The following is a 22,854-nucleotide window of genomic DNA, read 5'->3' on the forward strand; positions in this document are numbered from 1 at the left end:
AGCCCTGCACCGGCATTGGCGACGACGCCACTGCCGGCCCACCCACCAGCGCCAGTAGAACATGGTGGAGAAGTAGGCAAGGATGCCCAGCACCACGCCGCACACCACCGAGCCGAGCAGGAAGGGTTGCCACAGCGTCGACAGCTGGTCGGTGATCCACTGGAAGGTCAGCTCGTCGGGCAGGGTGCGCGGCGGTACCTGCATCAGCCAGGCACCGGTCATGTAGGTGACGAAGAACACCGGCGGCATGGTCAACGGGTTGGTCAGCCACACCAGGCTGACGGCGACCGGCAGGTTGCCGCGCACCGGGATCGCCAGGGCCGCCGCCAGCAGCATCTGCATCGGGATGGGAATAAGCGCCGCGAACAGGCCCACACCCATGGCTCTGGCCACCGAATGGCGGTTCAGGTGCCAGAGGTTGGGATCGTGCAGCAACTTGCCGAAAAAGCGTAAGGATTTGTGTTCCCGAATGCTGGTCGGGTCCGGCATGTAGCGTTTGAAAAGTCGGCGCGGCATGTAGGCTCCCGGAGCGTTGACCCTGGCAGTATGCCCTTAATCCTGCTCCGACTCGTTTAGAGTTTGTGACAATTGTTGAGCAAGCGTTGCCGGCAATTGGGCTATGCCTCAGGAGGTGATTCGCCTTCTGGAGCTCTACCTCATGCGCACAGGGATGTTTGCGCTCGCGCTCGGGCTGTTGTGCCTGGGCTTTCTGCCCGCATTGCCATCGGTCGGATGGTTGATAACCCTGGCAGCCTGCGCTGTCGGCAGCCTGTTTACCCGCGTCTGGCCGCTGGGTTGGTTTCTGCTGGGCTTGTGTTGGGCGTGCGGGTCTGCTCAGCAGGCCCTTGATGATCGTCTGGCTGCCGGCCTGGAGGGGCGCACCTTGTGGCTGGAGGGGCGGGTGGCGGGTTTGCCGGCCCGTACTGCACACGGTGTGCGTTTCGAGCTGGAAGCGCCACGCTCGCGGCGGGCCGAACTGCCTCAGCGCCTGCAACTGAGCTGGTTCGACGGCCCGCCGCTGCGGGCGGGCGAGCAGTGGCGGCTGGCCGTGACCTTGCAGCGCCCGGACGGGCTGCTGAACCCGCATGGGCCCGACCGTGAAGCGCAGTTGCTGGCGCGACGGGTGGGCGCTACGGGTACGGTCAAGGCGGGGCAGTTGCTGGCGCCAGTCGCCGGTGGTTGGCGCGATGCACTGCGTCAGCGCTTGCTGATGGTCGAAGCCAATGGCCGACAGGCAGCGCTGGTGGCCTTGGTGCTTGGCGATGGTGCGGGCCTGGCCCGGGAGGACTGGCAGACGTTGCAGGCCACCGGCACGGTGCACCTGCTGGTGATTTCCGGCCAGCACATCGGCCTGGTCGCCGGTTTGCTCTATGGCCTGGTCGCCGGGCTGGCGCGTTGGGGGCTATGGCCGGCAAGGCTACCGTGGTTGCCCTGGGCCTGCGGCCTGGCCATGGCCGCAGCGCTGGCCTACGGGTGGCTGGCTGGCGGTGGGGTGCCAGTACAGCGGGCCTGCCTGATGCTGGCCGTGGTGTTGCTCTGGCGTCTGCGCTTTCGCCACCTTGGCGCGTTTTTTCCGTTGCTGCTTGCACTGGTCGCCGTGCTTGTCTTCGAGCCACTGGCGGCGTTGCTGCCTGGGTTCTGGCTGTCGTTCGCCGCCGTGGCCACGCTCATCTACTGCTTCAGTGCCCGGTTGGGTGGTTGGCGGCCCTGGCAGGCCTGGACACGAGCGCAATGGGTGATCGCTGTCGGCTTGCTGCCGGTGTTGCTGGCCACCGGCTTGCCGGTGAGCCTCAGTGCGCCGCTGGCCAACCTTGTGGCGGTGCCGTGGGTCAGCCTGGCGGTCTTGCCGTTGGCGTTGCTGGGCACGCTGATGTTGCCGCTGGGGGGTGTTGGCGAGGCGTTGCTCTGGCTGGCAGGTGGCCTGCTGGATGTGCTGTTCCGTGGGCTGGCGCTGGTGGCGCAGCAGCGCCCGGCATGGGTCCCGCCGGCCCTGCCGTTGTGGGCCTGGCTGCTGGTATGTCTGGGTGTGCTGTTGGTTTTGCTGCCCCGTGGTGTGCCGCTGCGCGGGTTGGGAGGGGTGATGCTGCTGGCGCTGTGGGTGCCCCGGGAGCCGGTGCCGTTCGGCCAGGTCGAGGTCTGGCAGCTGGATGTTGGCCAGGGGCTGGCGGTGCTATTGCGTACGCGGCATCACAGCCTGCTCTACGATGCCGGGCCGGCCAGGGGGGAAAGCGACCTGGGGGAACGCGTGGTGCTGCCAACCTTGCGCAAGTTGGGGGTGGGCGGCCTTGACGTGATGGTGATCAGCCATGCGCACGCCGATCATGCGGGCGGGGCCGGAGCCATTGCGCGTGGTTTGCCGATCAAGCGGATAATCGGTGGGGAAGCGCTGGTTGATGTTCCGTTGCAGCCTTGTGCCAGTGGTGAGCAATGGGATTGGGATGGCGTGCGCTTTTCGCTGTGGCGCTGGGTGGACGGGCAGAGCAGTAATGACCGTTCCTGTGTCTTGTTGGTGGAAGCGCAGGGCGAGCGCTTGCTGCTGGCGGGGGATATGGAAGCTGCTGCCGAAAGGGCCTGGCTGGCGGACACTGAAATGCCGCGTATCGACTGGCTGCAGGCGCCGCATCATGGCAGCCGCAGCTCGTCCACCGAGGCGTTCGTCCGGGCTACCGCACCGCGCGGGGTATTGATTTCGCGGGGGCGCAACAACAGCTTCGGGCACCCGCACGTGCAGGTGGTCGAACGGTATGGGCGGCATGGGGTGGTGATGCATGATACGGCGGTGGAGGGGGCATTGCGGTTGGTGCTGGGGCGGCATGGGGTAGTCGAGGGGGTTAGGGGGCAGCGGCGGTTCTGGCGGGTTCGAGGGGAGTGAGGCAGAGGCAGGCATCTGCCAGCCCAGACCCCAATTCCCTGACCTCCGGCAGATGAGCCCTCGGCGCGCCTATGGTAGAGTGGCGGCCTTTTTCCGAAGGGGCGTTTATTGTGTGGGAATTGGTCAAGTCCGGTGGTTGGATGATGCTGCCGATCATTCTGAGCTCCATCGCTGCCATGGCTATCGTCGTCGAACGCCTGTGGACCTTGCGCGCCAGTCGCGTCACCCCGCCGCACCTGCTGGGCCAGGTATGGATGTGGATCAAGGACAAGCAACTGACCAGTGACAAGCTCAAGGCCCTGCGTGCCGATTCGCCACTGGGTGAAATCCTCGCGGCGGGCCTGGCCAATTCGCGTCACGGTCGGGAGATCATGAAAGAGTGCATCGAGGAGGCCGCCTCGCGCGTCATCCATGAACTGGAGCGCTACATCAGCACCCTCGGCACCATCGCCGCCATGGCGCCTCTGCTGGGCCTGCTGGGCACCGTGCTGGGCATGATCGACATTTTCAGCGCCTTCATGGGCTCGCAGATGACCGCCAACGCCGCCGTGCTGGCCAGTGGTATCTCCAAGGCCCTGGTCACCACTGCGGCTGGCCTGATGGTCGGTATCCCGGCAGTGTTCTTCCACCGTTTCCTGCTGCGCCGCATCGATGAACTGGTGATCGGCATGGAGCAGGAGGCGATCAAGCTGGTGGAAGTGATCCAGGGTGACCGTGAAGTGGAAGTGGCCGGAGGCAAGGCGTGAAGTTCCGGCGCAATCGCCAGCGGGAGAACGTCGACATCAACCTGGCGTCGCTGATCGACGTGGTGTTCGTCCTGCTGCTGTTCTTCGTGGTTACCACCACTTTCACCCGCGAAACGCAACTGCGCGTCGAGTTGCCCGAAGCCACCAGCGCCGAGCCGGCGCCGGCCGACACGGGCAAGCTGGTGGAAATCACCATCAGCGCCGAAGGCGTGTATTCGGTGAACAACCACCTGCTGCCCAAAAGCGACCTGGCCACCCTGAGCGAGGCCATAGCGCGCGAGTCGGGCGGCGACAACACGCTGCCGCTGGCCATCAGCGCCGACGGCAAGACCCCGCACCAGGCTGTGGTCACCGCAATGGATGCTGCCGGCAAGCTCGGTTTCAGCCAGTTGCGCATGACCACCGTCGAGGCGGCCCAGGGCACGCCTTGATGGCGTTCGCCGACCGCTTGCTCGCTGCCTGGTACGCCGGGCATCCGGCGCTGGCGCTGCTGCGTCCGCTGGAGGCCTTGTATCGCCGCGTGGTCACGCGCAAGCGCGCGCGTTTTCTAAGGGGTGACAGTGCCAGCTACCGGGCACCGGTACCGGTCATTGTGGTGGGCAACATCACCGTCGGTGGCACCGGCAAGACGCCGATGATTCTCTGGTTGATCGAACACTGTCGCCAGCAAGGGCTGAAGGTGGGCGTAGTCAGCCGCGGTTATGGTGCCAGGCCTCCACGGCTGCCCTGGCGGGTGCAGGCCGATCAGCCGGCCGATGAGGCGGGCGACGAGCCGCTGCTGATCGTGCAACGCACCGGCGTGCCACTGATGATCGACCCGGATCGCGCCCGGGCCGTGCAGGCATTGCTGGCCAGCGAACCCCTCGACCTGATCCTGTGCGACGACGGTATGCAACATTACCGCCTGGCCCGTGACCTGGAACTGGTGCTGATCGACGCTGCCCGCGGCCTGGGCAATGGCCGCTGCCTGCCGGCGGGGCCGTTGCGTGAGCCGGCCGACCGCTTGCGTGAGGCTGACGCGGTGCTGTTCAACGGCGCCAGCGAAGACCGCACCGAGGGTTTTGGTTTCCGCCTGCAGCCGTCGGCCCTGGTCAACGTGCGCACTGGCGAGCGCCGTGCGCTCGACCATTTCCCCGCCGGCCAGCGCCTGCATGCGGTGGCCGGTATCGGCAACCCGCAACGTTTCTTCAACACCCTGCTGGGGCTAAACTGGCAGCCGGTGCCGCATCCCTTCGCCGACCATGCGCAGTTCAGTGCCCGGAGCCTGGTTTTCAGCCCGCCACTGCCGCTGGTCATGACCGAGAAGGACGCGGTGAAATGCCGGGCCTTTGCCGCTGACGACTGGTGGTACCTGGCCGTCGAAGCGCAGCCTACGCCGGCTTTCAGCGCCTGGTTCGACAACCAGCTGCAACGCTTGTTGCGCAAACCCTGAGCCCGTTTTCAATTTCCGGCCACCTGGCCTAAAGGAAGCCTCCAATGGACACCAAACTGCTTGATATCCTGGCCTGCCCGATCACCAAGGGCCCGCTCAAGCTGAGCGCCGACAAGACCGAGCTGATCAGCAAAGGCGCTGGCCTGGCCTACCCGATTCGCGACGGTATCCCGGTCATGCTGGAAAGCGAGGCACGCACCCTGACCGACGACGAGCGTCTTGACAAATGAGCCTGGAATTTACGGTAGTAATCCCCGCCCGGCTGCGCTCCACCCGCCTGCCAGGCAAACCGCTGCTGCTGATTGCCGGCAAGCCAATGGTGCAACATGTGTGGGAGCAGGCCCGCAAGAGCGGTGCCAGCCGTGTGGTCATCGCCACCGACGACACCAGCATCCTTGAAGCCTGCCAGGCCTTCGGCGCCGAAGTGCTGATGACCCGTGCCGATCATGAATCGGGCACTGACCGCCTGGCCGAAGTGGCCGCGTACCTCGGCTTGCCGGCTGACGCCATCGTGGTCAACGTGCAGGGCGACGAGCCGCTGATCCCGCCGGTGATCATCGACCAGGTGGCGGCCAACCTGGCTGCGCATCCGGAAGCGGGCATCGCCACCTTGGCCGAGCCTATCCATGAGCCGGAAACCGTGTTCAACCCTAACGCGGTCAAGGTGGTGAGTGACAAGAACGGCCTGGCTCTGACGTTCAGCCGGGCGCCGCTGCCCTGGGCCCGCGATACCTTCGCCAAGGCCCGCGACGTGCTGCCGGAAGGAGTGCCATATCGCCGCCATATTGGCATGTACGCTTACCGTGTCGGCTTCCTGCACGACTTCGTCAGCTGGGGCCCATGCTGGCTCGAGCAGGCTGAAGCGCTGGAGCAGCTGCGTGCCCTGTGGCACGGCGTACGCATTCACATCGAGGACGCCATCGAGGCGCCTGCCGTGGGTGTCGACACCCCTGAGGATCTGGAGCGCGTACGGCGCTTGCTGGAGGCCTGATGCGCGTCCTGTTCGTGTGCCTGGGCAACATCTGCCGCTCGCCCACTGCCGAAGGCGTGCTACGCCATCAATTGCAGGCCGCCGGGCTCGCCGACAAGGTGCAGGTGGCTTCTGCCGGCACCGGCGATTGGCATGTCGGCAAGGCGCCAGACAGCCGCACCTGCAAGGCGGCGCTGGCGCGTGGTTACGACCTGTCGCAGCAACGCGCCCAACAGGTCAAGGCATCGCACTTCGCCGAATACGACCTGGTGTTGGCCATGGATGAGCACAACCTGCGCGATCTGCGGGCCTTGCGCCCGTCCACGGCAGTGGGCGAACTCGACCTGTTCCTGCGCCGCTACGGTGCAGCCCTGGATGAAGTGCCAGACCCGTACTACGGTGGCGCCGACGGCTTCGAGCAGGTGCTGGATCTGGTGGAAGCGGCTTGCCAGGCGCTGGTACTGGAAATCAAGGGGCGTCTATGACAGTGCAGTGGCAGGAGCAGGTATCGCTCAAGCCTTACAATACCTTCGGCATCGACGTGAAGGCGCGCTATTTCAGTCAGGTGCAGGACGACCAGCAGGTGCGCCAGGCATTGGACCAGGCACAGCAAAGGGGCCTGCCGGTACTGGTGATCGGGGGTGGCAGCAACCTGCTGCTGACCCGCGATATCGATGCACTGGTGCTGCACATGGCCAGCCGCGGTCGGCGTGTGCTCAGTGACGATGGCGAGCGTATCGTGGTCGAGGCCGAGGCCGGTGAGCCGTGGCACGCGTTTGTGCAGTGGGCGCTGGCGCAGGGCTATTGCGGGTTGGAGAACCTCAGCCTGATCCCCGGCACCGTCGGTGCTGCGCCGATGCAGAACGTGGGCGCATACGGGGTGGAGATCAAGGACGTATTCGCCGGGCTGACAGCCCTGGACCGTGAGACGGGCGAGCTGCGTGACTTCGGTTTGGCAGAATGCGCTTTCGCCTATCGCGACAGCCTTTTCAAGCGCAACCCTGGCCGCTGGTTGATCCTGCGGGTGCGCTTTGCCCTGACCCGCACCCTGCACGCTCATCTGGATTACGGCCCGGTGCGCCAACGCCTGTCTGAGCGGGGTGTGACCGAGCTGACCGCGCAAGCGATCAGTGATGCAATCTGCAGCATTCGCCGCGAGAAGCTGCCAGATCCGGCAGAGCTGGGCAATGCCGGGAGCTTCTTCAAGAACCCGGTGGTAACGGCTGATCTGGTCGAGCGTATTCGCGCGCAGTATCCCGGTGTCGTGGCATACCCACAGGCTGATGGCCAGGTGAAACTGGCGGCGGGCTGGTTGATCGAGCAGGCGGGCTGGAAGGGCCATCGTGAGGGTGATGCTGGCGTGCATCGCTTGCAGTCGCTGGTGCTGGTCAACTATGGCCAGGCGAGCGGGGCGCAGATGCATGCGCTGGCGCGCAAAATTCAGGCGGATATCTTCGAGCGGTTTGGGGTTGAGCTGGAGATGGAGCCTAATCTTTACTGATTTGCCGGCTGTGAACCCCCGTAGGAGCGGGTTTACCCGCGAAAGGGCCGGGCCTGGTGGCCAATTTCCACCTGCTGTTCACCGTTGCCGCCGCTACCGTATTCGCGGGTAAACCCGCTCCTACACGGTGATCGGTGGTGGACACACATCGGGGGTTGGACACATGCCATTGTAGGAGCGGGTTTACCCGCGAAGAGGCCAGTCAGGCAAACCAAAAAAAAGCCCCGCCAGTTCGCACTGGCGGGGCTTTTTCATTCAGCTCTGGCTATCAGCCGTGATGAGGTTTGTGTTCATCGGCGGTTTCCAAGGCTGGTTCCTGGGAGGCTGCAGCAGCTTCCTGTGCGGCTTTGGCAGCAGCCTCGGCCTCGCGCTTACGGCGACGCACTTCACGTGGGTCGTTCGGTGCGCGGCCGTTGGCCAGCATGACAGTGGCAGGTTCGACCACTGCCGGTGCCGGTGCAGGCTCGGCCACTACTTCTGGCTGGGCTTCGACAACCGGGGCAGGCTGCACGGCAACCGGAGCGACTTCGACCACGGCCGGGGCCTGTTCGATTTCACCGGCTTCTACCGCTGGGGCTTCTGCCGGGGTTTCAGTGACCACGGTTTCTGCAACCACGACCGGCTCAACAGCAGGTGCATCTTCAGCGACAGGCTGCGGGGCCATTTCGACCACAGGCTCGGCAGTTGCCTCGGCTGCGGCCACTGGCTCGGTGACCGGCTGCTCGACCGCTGGGGCCACGGACGCTTCTTCAGCTTTGGTGGCCGCTTCGACCTGCTCGACCGGTTGGGCGGCTTCGCTGTTGTCGGTTTCTGCAGCGGCAGCGACTTCGGCGGTAGCACGCTCGGCCTGCTGGTTAGCCTGGGCTTCTGCGTCCGAGCTGATGTTGCTGCTGGCAACAGCAGCCGTCACGGCAAGGCCGGCAGCCAGTTCGGCACCCAGCTCGGTGGCCTGGTGCTGTTGTGGCTGCTCTTCGCTGCCTTCTTCTTCACTGCCGTCGATCAACTCGCCATTGGCATTGCGCTGACGCTCACGACGGTTGCTGCGACGACGCTGGCCACGGGAGCGGCGGCGCGGGCGCTCGCCATCGGTGCCTTCCTGCTCGTCTTGCAGCAGCTCTTCGCCTGGCAGTTGCTCTTCGGCCAGCTCGGCTGCCTGTTCGGTTGCTTCTTCGGCAGCGCGTGGTTGGCGCTCTTCGCGTGGTGGGCGCGGGGCGCGTTCTTCGCGTGGAGCACGCTCTTCGCGCGGTGCGCGTTCCTCACGTGGAGCACGTTCTTCGCGAGGGGCGCGTTCTTCACGTGGAGCACGCTCTTCGCGAGGGGGGCGTTCTTCACGCGGTGCGCGTTCTTCACGTGGAGCACGCTCTTCACGCGGTGCGCGCTCTTCACGTGGCGCTCGCTCTTCGCGGGCTACACGTTCTTCACGCGGCTGGCGCTCTTCGCGTTCGGCTGGCGGGGTAGCGTCCAGCGGCTCGCGCAGTTCGCGAACGCGCTCTTCGCCGCGGTTGCCACGGCGGTCTTCGCGTGGTTGGCGCGGCGCACGTTCTTCACGCGGTGCACGCTCTTCACGTGGGGCGCGTTCCTCACGCGGCGCACGCTCTTCGCGTGGGGCGCGTTCCTCGCGCGGTGCACGCTCTTCACGCGGTGCGCGCTCGGCACGCTCTTCACGCGGTTTACGTTCTTCGTCGCGGCGGCCGTTGCGGTTGCGGCTTTGCTGGCGGCCGTTGCGGCGTTCTTCGTTACGCGGGCTGCGCTCGGCAGCCGGTTTTTCGGCGGCGGGAGCCACTGGCGCGGCGGCAGGCTCGTCCTTGCCGGCGAACAGGCTCACCAGCGACTTCACCAGGCCTTTGAACAGGCTTGGCTCCGGAACGCTCGGGGCAGGGGCTACCGGCGCGGCAGCCTGGGGCTCTTCAGCGGCGGCCGGTACCGGTGCGTTGGCGCGGGCCGGGGCCGTTTTCACTGCGGCTTCCTGGCGTACCAGGGTGCGGGTGGCGGTCGGTTGCGGCGCTTCTTCGGCTTCGGCGGCGGCGATTTCGTAGCTGGACTGGTTGTTCAGCACTTCAGGGTTGTCGTCGCGCAGGCGCTGGACTTCGAAGTGCGGGGTCTCCAGGTGGTCGTTCGGCAGGATGATGATGCGCGCACGGGTGCGCAGCTCGATCTTGGTGATCGAGTTACGCTTTTCGTTCAGCAGGAACGCGGCTACCGGGATCGGCACTTGAGCACGTACTTCGGCGGTGCGGTCCTTCAGGGCTTCTTCTTCGATCAGGCGCAGGATGGCCAGCGACAGCGATTCGACGTCACGGATGATGCCGGTGCCGGAGCAGCGTGGGCAGACGATGCCGCTGCTTTCGCCCAGCGATGGGCGCAGGCGCTGACGGGACATTTCCAGCAGGCCGAAGCGCGAGATGCGGCCTACCTGGACGCGGGCGCGGTCGGCTTCCAGGCATTCACGCACGCGCTCTTCAACGGCGCGCTGGTTCTTCGCCGGGGTCATGTCGATGAAGTCGATGACGATCAGGCCGCCGATGTCACGCAGGCGCAGCTGGCGGGCGATTTCCTCGGCCGCTTCCAGGTTGGTCTGCAGGGCGGTTTCTTCGATGTCGCTGCCTTTGGTGGCGCGCGCCGAGTTGATGTCGATGGACACCAGGGCTTCGGTCGGGTCGATCACGATCGAACCGCCGGACGGCAGGTCGACCACGCGCTGGAAGGCGGTCTCGATCTGGCTTTCGATCTGGAAGCGGTTGAACAGCGGTACGCTGTCTTCGTACAGCTTGACCTTGCTGGCGTACTGCGGCATCACCTGGCGGATGAAGGTCAGCGCTTCTTCCTGGGCATCGATGCTGTCGATCAGCACTTCGCCGATGTCCTGGCGCAGGTAGTCGCGGATGGCGCGGATGATGACGTTGCTTTCCTGGTAGATCAGGAATGGCGCGGCGCGGTCCAGGGACGCTTCCTTGATGGCGGTCCACAGCTGCAGCAGGTAATCCAGGTCCCACTGCATTTCTTCGCTGCTGCGGCCAAGGCCGGCCGTTCGCACGATCAGGCCCATGTCACCCGGTACGGTCAGGCCGTTCAGGGCTTCGCGCAGTTCGTTGCGCTCTTCGCCTTCGATGCGGCGCGAGATGCCACCGGCACGCGGGTTGTTGGGCATCAGCACCAGATAGCGGCCGGCCAGGCTGATGAAGGTGGTGAGGGCGGCGCCTTTGTTGCCGCGCTCTTCTTTCTCGACCTGAACGATGACTTCCTGGCCTTCGCTGAGCACTTCCTTGATGTTGACCCGGCCTTCAGGGGCCTTCTTGAAGTACTCGCGGGAGATTTCTTTCAGCGGCAGGAAGCCGTGACGTTCGGAACCGAAGTCGACGAAGGCGGCTTCGAGGCTGGGTTCGATGCGGGTGATCTTGCCTTTGTAGATGTTGGCCTTTTTCTGCTCGCGCGCGCCGGACTCGATGTCCAGGTCGTAGAGACGTTGGCCGTCCACCAGGGCTACACGCAACTCTTCGGGTTGAGTCGCGTTAATCAGCATTCTTTTCATGTTGTACCGTCGGTTTCCGGGCTGCCGGAAACGGCGTTCGGCACACACGACGTCTCATGGTCGGTGCCAAGGTGCGCAAAGGGTGGCCGGGCCACCCCCGTGTCGAGCGACGTTCGGCACCAGCCGGTTGCCCAGCCTGCCGTTGTCGCGACGACGCGTCCTGTTTGCTGCGGTGCCAACAAGGCCCCGGTGGCTTCGAATAGGTATCCGAATCAACCAAGCGGGCCTTGTGCACTCAGTCAGGAGGAGGAATCAACCGTCAGCCGTGGACGCCCGGAGGGCATCTGTTCAGGACCTTATCCGCTCACCAGCCGTCAGTGGGCTGGTGGCCGGACGCGGTGCTACACGGTCCGAGGGCTGTGCATCTCCACCCTGCACGTATCCCTGATAATTCGGGTGCTGCCGCGCGCTGAATCCGCAACGGGTTGCATTTTTCGCCAGCGCTGGTTCTGCGCTGGCGCCATTCATGTCCAAGGCAGGTATTTCCGAAGCATTCGCCGGGCGATGCGTGGAAGCGACTCGCGGGCAGAGGTGCAGCGAAAAGAATCGGGTAAGCAGGTGAAACACCGCACTTGTCGTTTTTTTTCGGTCTTCTCTACACGGCGCTGGTGGCGATTCCAGGCATTTCGGTAAACTGGCGAAAACCCCGTAGGACGGCCTCGCGTCCTGGAGAATTGCGAAGGTCAGGGACCGGCAAAGAGCCTGGTGCCGCTGGCCTGCCGCTTTTGGCGGCGTTCGCGACTATAGCAGCAATGATTAAGTGCTTCAATTCCATAAAAAATTGTTATGATCCCGTAATGACGACCAATACCCCTCCGACTTCCGGCGTTCAGCTGATCGAAGTCGCGCCGGAGCTTGCCGGCCAACGCATCGATAATTTCCTCATCACGGCCCTCAAGGGCGTGCCCAAGACACTGGTGTACCGCATCCTGCGCAAGGGTGAGGTGAGGGTCAACAAGGGCCGCGTCAAGCCGGAGTACAAGATCCAGGCCGGCGACATCGTGCGGGTTCCGCCCGTCCGCTTGCCGGAACGAGACGAACCGGCGCCGGTGGCCCAAGGCCTGCTGCAGCGTCTGGAAGCCGCCATTGTCTACGAGGACAAAGCGCTTATCGTGATGAACAAGCCGGCCGGCATTGCCGTGCACGGCGGCAGTGGCCTGAGCTTCGGGGTGATCGAGGCGCTGCGCCAGTTGCGCCCGGACGCCAAGGAGCTGGAGCTGGTGCACCGCCTGGATCGCGACACGTCTGGCCTGTTGATGATCGCCAAGAAGCGCAGCATGCTGCGCCACCTGCATGCCGCCCTGCGCGGCGATGGTGTCGACAAGCGCTATATGGCGCTGGTGCGCGGCCATTGGCCAACCTCGAAAAAGCAGGTCAACGCGCCGTTGCTCAAGAGCAACCTGCGTTCCGGCGAGCGCATGGTCGAAGTGAACGATGAAGGCAAGGAGGCGCTGACCCTGTTTCGCGTCCTGCGCCGTTTTGGTGACTTTGCCACCATTGTCGAGGCGCGCCCGATCACCGGTCGTACCCATCAGATCCGCGTGCACACCCTGCATGCCGGGCACATGATCGCTGGCGACAGCAAATACGGCGACGAAGACTTCAGCCGGGAAATTCGCGAGTTGGGCGGCAAGCGCCTGTTCCTGCATGCCTACGCGTTGACTGTACCGCTGCCGGACGGTGGTGAATTGAAGCTCGAGGCGCCTGTGGATGAGGTCTGGGCGAAAACCGTTGAACGTCTGAGTGCGTCCTGATCCATGAAAAAAGGCTATGAGCTACTGATCTTCGACTGGGATGGCACCCTGGCCGATTCCATTGGTCGTATCGTCGAGGCCATGAATGTCGCTGCAGAGCGTGCCGGCGAGGCACAGAGCAGTGACGATGCGGTCAAGGGTATCATCGGCCTGGCCTTGGACGAGGCGATCCACACCTTGTACCCGCACCTGGTGCCCGCAGAGGTTGCCAGCTTCCGCCAGCACTATGCCGATGTCTACGTCGCACTGGATCAGCAACCTTCGCCGTTGTTCGATGGCGTGGTCGAGTCGCTGGATGCCTTTCGCGCCGAGGGTTACCGCCTGGCGGTGGCCACCGGCAAGGCCCGTCGCGGGCTGGATCGGGTGCTCAAGGCCAATGGCTGGGAGCGGTTCTTCGACATCACCCGCGCGGCTGACGAGACCCGTGGCAAGCCACACCCGCTGATGCTTGAGGAAATCCTCGGGCATTGTGGCGTCGAACCGTCGCGTGCGCTGATGGTCGGAGATTCGGCATTCGACCTGCAGATGGCCAGCAATGCCGGCATGCATTCGGTGGCGGTTGGCTATGGTGCCATGTCGCTGCAGGCGCTGGCCGAGTTTGGCCCGCAGGTGTGCATCGATCACTTTTCCCAGTTGCGCGAGTGGCTGGGTGGTTCCGCAATTCCACTTCCAAGGTAGGTAAGCATGGCAGACGAATGGAAAGCCCCTGAGGCCGAGCCCGGGGAGCGCGAAGAGCGCAACAGCTGGAAGCTGCTGGAAAAGACCTTGCTGGCCAGCGTGCAGGAGCAGCGACGGTCGCGGCGCTGGGGGATCTTCTTCAAGCTGCTGACCTTCGTCTACCTGTTCGGCATTCTGGCGTTGTTCTCGCCGCTGATGGACATGGACAAGGCCGCTTCGCGCAGTGCCAGCCATACCGCGCTGGTCGAGGTGCGCGGGGTGATTGCCGATCAGGAGGCTGCCAGCGCCGATAACATCGTCAAGAGCCTGCGCGAAGCGTTCAAGGACGACAAGACCAAGGCTGTGGTGATGCGCATCAATAGCCCGGGTGGCAGCCCGGTGCAGGCAGGTTACGTGTATGACGAAATCCGTCGCCTGCGTGCCGAATATCCCGCCATCAAGCTGTATGCGGTGATCGCTGACCTTGGTGCTTCCGGTGCCTATTACATCGCCAGTGCGGCGGACGAGATCTATGCCGACAAGGCCAGCCTGGTGGGTTCCATTGGGGTGACGGCGGCGGGTTATGGCTTTGTTGGCACCATGGAGAAGCTAGGGGTCGAGCGCCGTGCCTATACATCGGGTGAGCACAAGGCGTTCCTTGATCCGTTTTCGCCGGAAAAACCAGAAGAGACCCGGTTCTGGCAGGGTGTGCTGGATACCACGCACCGGCAATTCATCGCCATGGTCAAGCAGGGGCGGGGTGAGCGCCTGAAGGATAAGGAGCACCCGGAGTTGTTCAGCGGCCTGATCTGGTCGGGTGAGCAGGCCAAGGCGCTGGGGCTGGTGGATGGCTTGGGCAGTGCCAGCTATGTGGCGCGTGAGATCGTGGGCGAGAAGGAGTTGGTTGACTTCACTGTTCAGGAGTCGCCTTTCGATCGCTTCTCCAAGCGCGTGGGTGCCAGCGTGGCTGAGCACCTGGCGATGTGGATGGGGTTCCAGGGGCCGCAGTTGCGTTGAGTTCGTCGCAGTTCTTGTGGTGTTTGGCAGATCAAGCGCCGCCCGCGCGGCGCGTTGCGCGCAGGTTCGCTCATCGATCAGGGTGCCCAGCGGTGCGTTGTAGGAGCGGGTTTACCCGCGAATAGGCCGGACCCGCCGTCCAATATCCCCGATCGTCCACCCTCCCGGGCGGCGCTCGATCTGCCGGGCGCCCAAATCCCCAGCCAGGTTACGGAACCATCACCCCTTCCTTGGTCAGCATATCCACCAGCCGAATCAGCGGCAGCCCTATCAGGCTGGTCGCGTCGCACCCGTGCGTGCTCTGGAACAAGCTCACCCCCAGCCCCTCCGCCTTGAAACTCCCTGCGCAATCCAGCGGCTGTTCTGCTGCCACGTAACGCTCGACCTGCTCCCTGCTCAGTTCACGCAGTGTCACGGTAAAAGGCACGCAATCCACCTGGCAGTGCCCGGTGGTGCTGTTCAGCAGCGCCAGTCCGGTCAGGAAGCTCACCTGTTGCCCGCTGCACTCCAGTAGTTGCTCGCAGGCGCGCTCGAACGTATGCGGCTTGCCCAGCACCTGCTCGCCCAATACCGCAACCTGGTCCGAGCCTATGATCAGGTGTCGGGGGTGGCTGCCTGCCAATGCCTCGGCCTTTTGCCTGGCCAGCCGGCGCACCAGCTCTACGGGCGGTTCGCCATCCAGGCGTTGCTCGTCTATATCGGGGCTTGCCCAGGTGAAGGGCAGGTGCAGGCGTGCGAGCAGTTCGCGGCGATAGGCAGAGCTGGAAGCCAGTAACAAAGGAAGCATGGTAGACTCCGGGTTCGGTTGAACCAATTCTATCACGCACGATGCCGCCTAATTTCCTTTGACAGGGGCGGGGGGCATCCCTAGAATGCTGCGCCTATGTTGAATGACCCGATTCCACCTCACGTTGACCCGCGCAAATTAGCCGATCGTGGCGTAACCCTTAACGGTTCGCTGCAACTCGCTGATTTGGAAAGACTCTGCGACCCGCTTTCCGACAATGTCGGTACGGTGCAGGCGAAGTTCGATTTTGAACGAGATGAACAGCACGTGGTGGTTATCCACAGCGAGCTGGACGTCGAAGTCAAGATGGTTTGCCAGCGTTGTCTTGAGCTGGTCACCCTACCGATCCACAGCGAATGTACATACGCCGTGGTGAAGGAGGGTGCGAATACCCAGTCGTTGCCGAAAGGCTATGACGTGCTGGAACTGGGCGAAGATCCTTTGGATCTGCAGGCATTGGTCGAGGAGGAGCTTTTGCTCGCCTTGCCAATCGTGCCTGCTCATCATCCGGAAGAATGCCAGCAGCCGGCGGGCGCAGACGAGCCCGAATCGAGCAAGGACGAGGTATCGCGGTCCAACCCGTTCAGTGTTTTGGCGCAGTTAAAGCGTGACCCAAACGTTTAGGAGTTAATCAATTATGGCTGTTCAGCAGAACAAAAAATCCCGCTCTGCCCGTGACATGCGCCGTTCGCACGACGCCCTGTCGGAAAACGCGCTGTCGGTAGAGAAAACCACCGGTGAAGTTCACCTGCGTCACCACGTTTCGCCAGAAGGCGTATACCGTGGTCGTAAAGTGGTCGACAAGGGCGCTGACGAGTAATCCTTGTCCGCTCAGGTCATCGCGATCGACGCAATGGGCGGGGACTTCGGTCCCCGCAGCATTGTCCAGGCTAGCATTGCCTGCCTTTCGGCTACCCCCTCGCTTCATCTGACCCTCGTCGGTCAACCCTCCCTCCTTGAAGATCTCGTCAGCGGCCTGCCAGCTGCGGATCGCGCGCGCCTGCAGATTGTCGCCGCCAGTGAGGTAGTCGGCATGGACGAGCGGCCATCCCAGGCGTTGCGTGGCAAGCCGGATTCGTCGATGCGCATCGCCCTCGAACTGGTGCGCGACGGAAAAGCCCAGGCCTGTGTCAGTGCCGGTAATACCGGGGCGCTGATGGCGTTGTCGCGCTTCGTGCTCAAGACCCTGCCGGGTATCGACCGGCCGGCCATGGTGGCGGCGATCCCGACCCAGACGGGTTACTGCCAACTGCTCGATCTGGGCGCGAATGTCGACTGCAGTGCCGAAAACCTCTACCAGTTCGCGGTAATGGGCTCGGTGGCCGCTCAGGCCCTGGGTGTGCATCGGCCACGCGTGGCGCTGTTGAATATCGGTACCGAGGACATCAAGGGTAACCAGCAGGTCAAGCTGGCTGCCACGCTGTTGCAGAACGCCCGCGGCCTCAACTACGTCGGTTTCGTCGAAGGGGATGGCCTGTACCGGGGTGAGGCAGACGTGGTGGTGTGCGACGGTTTTGTCGGCAACATACTGCTCAAGTCCAGCGAGGGCCTGGCGACGATGATCGGTGCGCGCATCGAAAAACTGTTCAAGGGCGGTGCTTTTGCCCGCATTGCCGGGGCTGTTGCCATGCCGCTGCTCAAGCGTCTGCAGGCCGACCTGGCGCCGGCGCGGCATAATGGGGCGAGCTTCCTGGGGCTGCAGGGCATCGTCATCAAGAGTCATGGCTCGGCGGGTGTGCAGGGCTTTCAGAGTGCCATCCAGCGGGCGCTGATCGAAATTCAGGAGAACCTGCCGCAGCGGCTGCACGGCCGCCTTGAAGACCTGTTGCCTTAGGCATTTCGCCGATGAAGTGCTTAAATGTGACCGCTTGGTCTATGTTTCCATCCAAGTTTTCAGATTCCGCGCCTGGCTTCGGCCCTGGCGCACACTATCCGACGACAAGATCATAAGGGCTTGTTCAATGTCTGCATCCCTCGCATTCGTCTTTCCCGGTCAAGGTTCCCAGTCGCTGGGCATGCTCGCCGAGCTCGGCGCCGAGAAGCCAGTGATCATCGAAACCTTCAAGGAAGCGTCCGAAGCGCTCGGCTACGACCTGTGGAAGCTGGTCCAGGACGGCCCGGAAGAGCAACTCAACCAGACCGACAAGACCCAGCCGGCAATCCTTACTGCGTCCATCGCACTGTGGCGCCTGTGGCTGGAAGAGGGCGGTGCCAAGCCTGCCTTCGTTTCCGGGCACAGCCTGGGTGAATACAGCGCCCTGGTCGCCGCTGGCAGCATCAGCCTGAAAGATGCCGTTCGCCTGGTCGAGCGCCGCGGTCAGCTGATGCAGGAAGCCGTACCGGCCGGTCACGGCGCCATGGCTGCCATTCTCGGCCTGGACGATGCTGTGGTCGTGGAACTCTGCGCCGAAGCCGCTGAAGATGAAGTGGTCAGCGCCGTGAACTTCAACTCGCCTGGTCAGGTGGTCATCGCCGGTAACAAGGCGGCGGTAGACCGCGCCATGGAGCTGTGCAAGGCCAAAGGTGCCAAGCGCGCCCTGCCACTGGCGGTGAGCGTCCCGTCGCACTGCGCCCTGATGAAGCCCGCCGCCGAGCGCTTTGCCGAATCGGTCAATGCCATCGAATGGAAGGCCCCGCAGATTCCGGTGGTGCAGAACGTCACCGCCGCCGTCGCTGCCGACCTCGATGCTCTCAAGCACGACCTGCTGGCACAGCTGTACCAGCCGGTACGCTGGGTCGAGTGCGTGCAGACCCTGGCCGCCAACGGTGCGGTCAACCTGGTCGAGTGTGGCCCGGGCAAGGTCCTGGCTGGCCTTAACAAGCGTTGCGCCGACGGCGTGACCACCTACAACCTCAACACCCCTGACGCCGTTGCTGCCACCCGCGCGGCACTGGCCTGATTTGGAGAAGCTTGCATGAGCCTGCAAGGTAAAGTTGCACTGGTTACCGGCGCCAGCCGTGGCATTGGCCAGGCCATCGCCCTCGAGCTGGGCCGCCAGGGCGCGACCGTGATCGGTACCGCCACTTCGGCGTCCGGCGCCGAGCGTATCGCTGCCACCCTGAAAGAACACGGCATCACCGGCACCGGCATGGAGCTGAACGTGACCAGCGCCGAATCGGTTGAAGCCGTGCTGGCCGCCATTGGCGAGCAGTTCGGTGCGCCGGCCATCCTGGTCAACAACGCCGGTATCACCCGCGACAACCTGATGCTGCGCATGAAAGACGACGAGTGGTTCGATGTCATCGACACCAACCTCAACAGCCTCTACCGTCTGTCCAAGGGCGTGCTGCGTGGCATGACCAAGGCGCGTTGGGGTCGTATCATCAGCATCGGCTCGGTCGTCGGTGCCATGGGTAACGCGGGTCAGGCCAACTACGCGGCGGCCAAGGCCGGTCTGGAAGGCTTCAGTCGCGCCCTGGCGCGTGAAGTGGGTTCGCGTGGCATCACCGTCAACTCGGTGACCCCGGGCTTCATCGATACCGACATGACCCGCGAGCTGCCGGAAGCTCAGCGCGAAGCCCTGCAGACCCAGATTCCGCTGGGCCGCCTGGGCCAGGCTGACGAAATTGCCAAGGTGGTTTCGTTCCTGGCGTCCGACGGCGCCGCCTACGTGACCGGCGCTACCGTGCCGGTCAACGGCGGGATGTACATGTAATACTGCAACTCAATGTGACGGGTTTCGTAAAAAAAGAGTCATACTGCGAGCCTAAAATCCGTTATAAAGCTGCAACCAGATTCCAGGCAGCGGGTGTGGTGACTAGCCTGAAGGTGCGTTTAGCTTGAAAAGCGAACGTCTTTCTATAAAATTAGCCACCGGCCAGCTGCCTGACATATATCCATTAGGAGTGAAAACTAGGTATGAGCACCATCGAAGAACGCGTCAAGAAAATCGTCGCCGAGCAACTGGGCGTCAAGGAAGAAGAAGTGACTGAGACTAAGTCCTTCGTCGATGACCTGGGTGCCGATTCGCTTGACACCGTTGAACTGGTGATGGCTCTGGAAGAGGAATTCGAGACCGAAATCCCTGACGAAGAAGCCGAGAAGATCACTACCGTTCAAGCCGCCATCGACTACGTCAAAGCCCACCAGGCCTAAGACGCGACAGTCGACGTTTCTTGTCGGGGAAAACCGCACTGCCTTCGCCGGCGTGCGGTTTTTTCTTTGCGAGCGCCTCGCATTTATCAGGCGGCTTCGTTCACCGCGCACCAAGAGCTTGTTGCCATTTCATTCCAGCACTTGAATGCAATGGCAAGAGACTCTGTTATTAGAAAAGGAGAGTACTGTGTCGCGTAGACGCGTCGTGGTCACCGGTATGGGTATGCTGTCGCCACTGGGTACCGATGTACCGAGCACCTGGCAGGGCATTCTGGCTGGCCGCAGTGGCATCGGTCCGATCGAACACACGGACCTGTCTGCCTACTCCACCCGTTTTGGCGGCTCGGTGAAAGGCTTCGAGGTTGAGCAGTACTTGTCGGCCAAAGAGGCCCGCAAGCTCGACCTGTTCATCCAGTACGGCCTGGCGGCTGGTTTCCAGGCCGTGCGTAATGCCGGCCTGGAGGTCACCGATGCCAACCGCGAGCGTATTGGCGTGGCCATGGGCTCGGGTATCGGTGGTCTGACCAACATCGAAGAAACCAGCCGCACCCTGCACGATTCAGGGCCGCGCCGCATTTCGCCGTTCTTCGTGCCGGGTTCGATCATCAACATGATCTCCGGTTTCCTGTCGATCCACCTGGGTCTGCAAGGGCCGAACTATGCCATCGCCACTGCGTGCACCACTGGCACCCATTGCATCGGCATGGCCGCGCGCAATATCGCCTACGGTGAAGCTGACGTGATGATCGCAGGTGGCGCCGAGATGGCCGCTTGTGGTCTGGGCATGGGCGGTTTTGGCGCTTCGCGCGCACTGTCTACCCGCAACGATGAACCAAGCCGGGCCAGTCGCCCGTGGGACAAGGGCCGTGACGGCTTTGTACTGTCCGACGGTGCCGGAGCCCTGGTGCTCGAGGAGCTGGAGCACGCCAAGGCCCGCGGTGCGACTATCTATGCCGAGCTGGTTGGCTTTGGCATGAGCGGCGACGCCTACCACATGACCTCGCCACCCGACTCTGGCGAGGGCGCTGCCCGCTGCATGGCCAACGCTTTGCGCGATGCCGGTATCCAGCCGGAAGAAGTCAGCTACATCAACGCCCACGGCACTTCTACCCCGGCGGGCGATGTGGCCGAAGTGGCGGCGATCAAGCGCGTGTTCGGCGAGCATGCCTACAAGCTGGCGGTCAGCTCGACCAAGTCGATGACCGGTCACTTGCTGGGCGCCGCGGGCGCGGTGGAGGCGATCTTCAGCGTGCTGGCCATCAATAGCCAGATGGCCCCGCCGACCATCAACCTGGACGAGCCGGACGAGGGGTGTGACCTCGACTTCGTTCCCCACCAGGCGCGCAGCATGCCGATCGACGTGGTGCTGTCCAACTCGTTCGGCTTTGGCGGCACCAACGGCTCGCTGGTATTCCGCCGGTTTGCCGGCTGATGCACAGCTGGATCGACGGCCAGCCGGCGACTGCACTGAACCTGCAGAACCGCGGCCTGGCCTACGGCGATGGCCTGTTCGAAACCATCGCTGTGCGAGGCGCCCGGCCCAGCTTGCTGGACGGCCACCTCGCACGCCTGGCACTGGGCTGCCAGCGCCTGGCGATCAACGCCGATCTGGCGCTGGTACGCGACGAGCTGCTGCGCTACGCCAGCCAGTTGGGTGAGGGTGTCGTCAAACTCATCCTTACCCGTGGCGATAGCCAGCGTGGCTATGCGCCAGCTGTCGATGCAGCGCCGCGGCGTATCCTGCAAGGCAGCCCATTACCCCGTTATCCTGTCGAGCATGCCGAGCATGGCGTACGTTTGTTCCCTTGCCAGACCCGGCTTGGGGAACAACCACTGCTGGCCGGCCTCAAACACCTTAACCGCCTGGAGCAGGTGCTGGCCCGTGCCGAATGGCAGGACAGCGACCATGCCGAAGGCCTGATGCGTGACGCGCAGGGCAGGGTGATCGAAGGGGTATACAGCAATCTGTTTCTGGTGCGCGATGGCGTGCTGCTTACCGCCGACCTTGGCCGTTGTGGCGTGGCGGGCGTGATGCGTGCCGCACTGCTGGAACAGGCCCCGCTGCTGGGTATTGCGGTACAGGTCTGCGACCTGTCGTTCGAGGCGCTGGAGCAAGCGGATGAAGTATTTGTTTGCAATAGCGTTTACGGCATTTGGCCCGTGCGTGGCGTAGCCGCGCTAAACTGGTCGCCGGGCCCGCTCACTCGTAAACTGCAGGCCGTTGCCCGTACGTTACTGGAAACCTGAATTCGTGAGACGTAAATTCCTGCTGTTGCTGGAAATGGGCTTGATCCTTGCCGGCCTGGCGTTTGGCTGGTCGGCCTGGAAGGTCAACTCGGTCCTGGAGCAGCCCCTGCACATCACGCAGGAACGCCTGCTGGATGTGCCCAATGGCACTAACCCCAACCGCATGTTCTACAGCATGCAACGAGAAGGGTTGCTCGACGATGCCGTCTGGTTGCGTTTGTACTGGCGCTTCAACATGGCCGGCACCCCCCTGCACACCGGTGAGTACCGTCTTACCCCTGGCATGACCGTCGAGCAGTTGTTCGACGCCTGGCGCCGTGCCGACGTGGTACAGTACAACCTCACCCTGGTCGAAGGCTGGACCTTCCGCCAGGTGCGTGCGGCCGTGGCCAAGCATGAAAAGATCAAGCATACCCTGGACGGCTTGTCGGATGCCGAGGTCATGGACAAGCTCGGCCATACCGGTGTGTTCCCCGAAGGCCGCTTCTTCCCCGACACTTACCGCTTTGTGCGGGGTATGACCGATGTCGAGTTGCTGCAGCAGGCCTACATGCGTCTGGACGAAGTGCTGGCCAAGGAGTGGGCCGAGCGCTCCACCGACCTGCCGTATCGTGACCCGTACCAGGCGCTGATCATGGCCTCCCTGGTCGAAAAGGAAACCGGCATTCCGCAGGAGCGCGGGCAGATCGCCGGTGTGTTCGTGCGGCGCATGCGCCTGGGTATGATGCTGCAGACCGACCCGACGGTTATCTATGGCATGGGTGAACGCTACAACGGCAAGATCACCCGCGCCGACCTGCGCGAGCCAACGCCCTACAACACTTACACCATGACTGGGCTGCCACCGACCCCGATCGCCATGGTCGGCCGCGAGGCGATTCACGCGGCGCTGAACCCGTCCAATGGCACCAGCCTTTACTTCGTCGCCCGCGGCGATGGCAGCCATGTGTTTTCCGACGACCTCGACGACCACAATTCGGCAGTGCGCGAGTTCCAGCTCAAGCGCCGGTCGGACTACCGCTCCAGCCCCGCGCCGCAGCAAGAGGCCAAGCCAGGTGCCGATGATGCCGAACAGGCATCGGGCGCCGACGATGCGCAGCGCCCTGAGCCCCCAGCAGCGGACCCGTCAGCAGCGGACGAGCCAACTGCGCAGCCAGCCCCCGATGAAGCGCCCGCGCAGGATGCCCCTGCCGGCGGTGCGCAAGCGGCCGAGCGGCCGACGCCTGACGAACAACATTAAGGACTG

At 63.7% G+C, this 22,854-nt stretch carries 22 protein-coding genes and 1 pseudogene; 20 read left to right on the plus strand and 3 right to left on the minus strand.

Annotated elements, in window-relative coordinates:
- Positions 1-3 precede the first annotated feature (3 nt).
- A pseudogene (locus C4Q27_RS19515) lies at positions 4-516 on the minus strand (DUF2062 domain-containing protein); the annotation flags it as partial.
- A 142-nt stretch (positions 517-658) separates the two neighbouring features.
- Here C4Q27_RS19515 and C4Q27_RS19520 point away from each other — a divergent pair.
- The 8 genes from C4Q27_RS19520 to murB all read left to right on the plus strand — a co-directional run bounded on the left by C4Q27_RS19520 (position 659) and on the right by murB (position 7,521).
- A complete protein-coding gene (locus tag C4Q27_RS19520) occupies positions 659-2,872 on the plus strand; it encodes a DNA internalization-related competence protein ComEC/Rec2 (RefSeq protein WP_104887873.1) in 2,214 nt (737 codons plus the stop codon).
- A 110-nt stretch (positions 2,873-2,982) separates the two neighbouring features.
- Positions 2,983-3,618, plus strand: a complete 636-nt coding sequence (locus C4Q27_RS19525; protein ID WP_026031862.1) for a MotA/TolQ/ExbB proton channel family protein — start codon at positions 2,983-2,985, stop codon at positions 3,616-3,618.
- A complete protein-coding gene (locus tag C4Q27_RS19530) occupies positions 3,615-4,049 on the plus strand; it encodes a biopolymer transporter ExbD (protein ID WP_104887225.1) in 435 nt (144 codons plus the stop codon). Before C4Q27_RS19525 ends, C4Q27_RS19530 begins: the two co-directional genes overlap by 4 nt.
- The gene (gene lpxK, locus C4Q27_RS19535) at positions 4,049-5,050 is read left to right on the plus strand and encodes a tetraacyldisaccharide 4'-kinase (protein ID WP_014859650.1); all 1,002 of its coding nucleotides are present in this window, start codon (positions 4,049-4,051) and stop codon (positions 5,048-5,050) included. Before C4Q27_RS19530 ends, lpxK begins: the two co-directional genes overlap by 1 nt.
- A gap of 44 nt (positions 5,051-5,094) precedes the next feature.
- Positions 5,095-5,280, plus strand: coding sequence for a Trm112 family protein (locus C4Q27_RS19540; protein WP_003247142.1), 186 nt, complete (start codon positions 5,095-5,097; stop codon positions 5,278-5,280).
- A complete protein-coding gene (kdsB, locus tag C4Q27_RS19545) occupies positions 5,277-6,041 on the plus strand; it encodes a 3-deoxy-manno-octulosonate cytidylyltransferase (RefSeq protein ID WP_003247143.1) in 765 nt (254 codons plus the stop codon). The genes C4Q27_RS19540 and kdsB overlap by 4 nt, the downstream gene beginning before the upstream one ends.
- A complete protein-coding gene (locus C4Q27_RS19550) occupies positions 6,041-6,505 on the plus strand; it encodes a low molecular weight protein-tyrosine-phosphatase (protein WP_064491353.1) in 465 nt (154 codons plus the stop codon). The genes kdsB and C4Q27_RS19550 overlap by 1 nt, the downstream gene beginning before the upstream one ends.
- Positions 6,502-7,521, plus strand: coding sequence for a UDP-N-acetylmuramate dehydrogenase (murB, locus tag C4Q27_RS19555; RefSeq protein WP_064491352.1), 1,020 nt, complete (start codon positions 6,502-6,504; stop codon positions 7,519-7,521). Before C4Q27_RS19550 ends, murB begins: the two co-directional genes overlap by 4 nt.
- A 268-nt stretch (positions 7,522-7,789) precedes the next feature.
- Here murB and rne read toward each other — a convergent pair whose 3' ends face one another.
- The gene (rne, locus tag C4Q27_RS19560; protein WP_104887226.1) at positions 7,790-11,050 is read right to left on the minus strand and encodes a ribonuclease E; all 3,261 of its coding nucleotides are present in this window, start codon (positions 11,048-11,050) and stop codon (positions 7,790-7,792) included.
- Positions 11,051-11,847: 797 nt separating this feature from the next.
- Between rne and rluC the strand changes: the two genes are divergently transcribed.
- Genes rluC through C4Q27_RS19580 form a run of 3 tightly spaced genes read left to right on the plus strand, consistent with a single transcriptional unit; the run spans position 11,848 to position 14,478 of the window.
- The gene (gene rluC, locus C4Q27_RS19570) at positions 11,848-12,804 is read left to right on the plus strand and encodes a 23S rRNA pseudouridine(955/2504/2580) synthase RluC (RefSeq protein ID WP_003247149.1); all 957 of its coding nucleotides are present in this window, start codon (positions 11,848-11,850) and stop codon (positions 12,802-12,804) included.
- A gap of 3 nt (positions 12,805-12,807) precedes the next feature.
- Complete coding sequence (locus C4Q27_RS19575) at positions 12,808-13,482, plus strand: HAD family hydrolase (protein ID WP_004576623.1); 675 nt, start codon at positions 12,808-12,810, stop codon at positions 13,480-13,482.
- A 6-nt stretch (positions 13,483-13,488) separates the two neighbouring features.
- Entirely contained in the window at positions 13,489-14,478 is a 990-nt protein-coding gene (locus C4Q27_RS19580; RefSeq protein ID WP_010952932.1) for a S49 family peptidase, read from the plus strand.
- A 208-nt stretch (positions 14,479-14,686) separates the two neighbouring features.
- Here C4Q27_RS19580 and C4Q27_RS19585 read toward each other — a convergent pair whose 3' ends face one another.
- A complete protein-coding gene (locus C4Q27_RS19585; RefSeq protein ID WP_020192645.1) occupies positions 14,687-15,265 on the minus strand; it encodes a nucleoside triphosphate pyrophosphatase in 579 nt (192 codons plus the stop codon).
- A 96-nt stretch (positions 15,266-15,361) separates the two neighbouring features.
- Here C4Q27_RS19585 and C4Q27_RS19590 point away from each other — a divergent pair, with 96 nt between their 5' ends.
- The 9 genes from C4Q27_RS19590 to mltG all read left to right on the plus strand — a co-directional run bounded on the left by C4Q27_RS19590 (position 15,362) and on the right by mltG (position 22,848).
- Positions 15,362-15,889, plus strand: a complete 528-nt coding sequence (locus tag C4Q27_RS19590) for a YceD family protein (RefSeq protein ID WP_010952934.1) — start codon at positions 15,362-15,364, stop codon at positions 15,887-15,889.
- Between the two features lie 13 nt (positions 15,890-15,902).
- Positions 15,903-16,085 carry a 50S ribosomal protein L32 gene (rpmF, locus tag C4Q27_RS19595; RefSeq protein WP_003247154.1) on the plus strand — a complete coding sequence of 61 codons (183 nt, stop codon included), beginning with the start codon at positions 15,903-15,905 and terminating at the stop codon, positions 16,083-16,085.
- 3 nt (positions 16,086-16,088) lie between these two features.
- A complete protein-coding gene (gene plsX / locus C4Q27_RS19600; protein WP_019437406.1) occupies positions 16,089-17,099 on the plus strand; it encodes a phosphate acyltransferase PlsX in 1,011 nt (336 codons plus the stop codon).
- A 127-nt stretch (positions 17,100-17,226) separates the two neighbouring features.
- Positions 17,227-18,165: an ACP S-malonyltransferase gene (gene fabD, locus C4Q27_RS19605; RefSeq protein WP_010952936.1), complete on the plus strand. Its 939-nt coding sequence runs from the start codon at positions 17,227-17,229 to the stop codon at positions 18,163-18,165.
- 15 nt (positions 18,166-18,180) lie between these two features.
- The gene (gene fabG / locus C4Q27_RS19610) at positions 18,181-18,921 is read left to right on the plus strand and encodes a 3-oxoacyl-ACP reductase FabG (RefSeq protein ID WP_003247160.1); all 741 of its coding nucleotides are present in this window, start codon (positions 18,181-18,183) and stop codon (positions 18,919-18,921) included.
- A 203-nt stretch (positions 18,922-19,124) separates the two neighbouring features.
- Positions 19,125-19,361 carry an acyl carrier protein gene (gene acpP / locus C4Q27_RS19615; RefSeq protein ID WP_003247161.1) on the plus strand — a complete coding sequence of 79 codons (237 nt, stop codon included), beginning with the start codon at positions 19,125-19,127 and terminating at the stop codon, positions 19,359-19,361.
- 187 nt (positions 19,362-19,548) lie between these two features.
- Positions 19,549-20,793: a beta-ketoacyl-ACP synthase II gene (fabF, locus tag C4Q27_RS19620; protein ID WP_010952938.1), complete on the plus strand. Its 1,245-nt coding sequence runs from the start codon at positions 19,549-19,551 to the stop codon at positions 20,791-20,793.
- Positions 20,793-21,608, plus strand: coding sequence for an aminodeoxychorismate lyase (pabC, locus tag C4Q27_RS19625; RefSeq protein WP_104887227.1), 816 nt, complete (start codon positions 20,793-20,795; stop codon positions 21,606-21,608). The genes fabF and pabC overlap by 1 nt, the downstream gene beginning before the upstream one ends.
- A gap of 4 nt (positions 21,609-21,612) precedes the next feature.
- Positions 21,613-22,848: an endolytic transglycosylase MltG gene (gene mltG / locus C4Q27_RS19630; protein ID WP_104887228.1), complete on the plus strand. Its 1,236-nt coding sequence runs from the start codon at positions 21,613-21,615 to the stop codon at positions 22,846-22,848.
- Positions 22,849-22,854: the final 6 nt, after the last annotated feature.

Origin of the sequence: Pseudomonas sp. SWI36 (genome assembly GCF_002948105.1) — a bacterium.
Lineage (GTDB): Bacteria > Pseudomonadota > Gammaproteobacteria > Pseudomonadales > Pseudomonadaceae > Aquipseudomonas > Aquipseudomonas alloputida.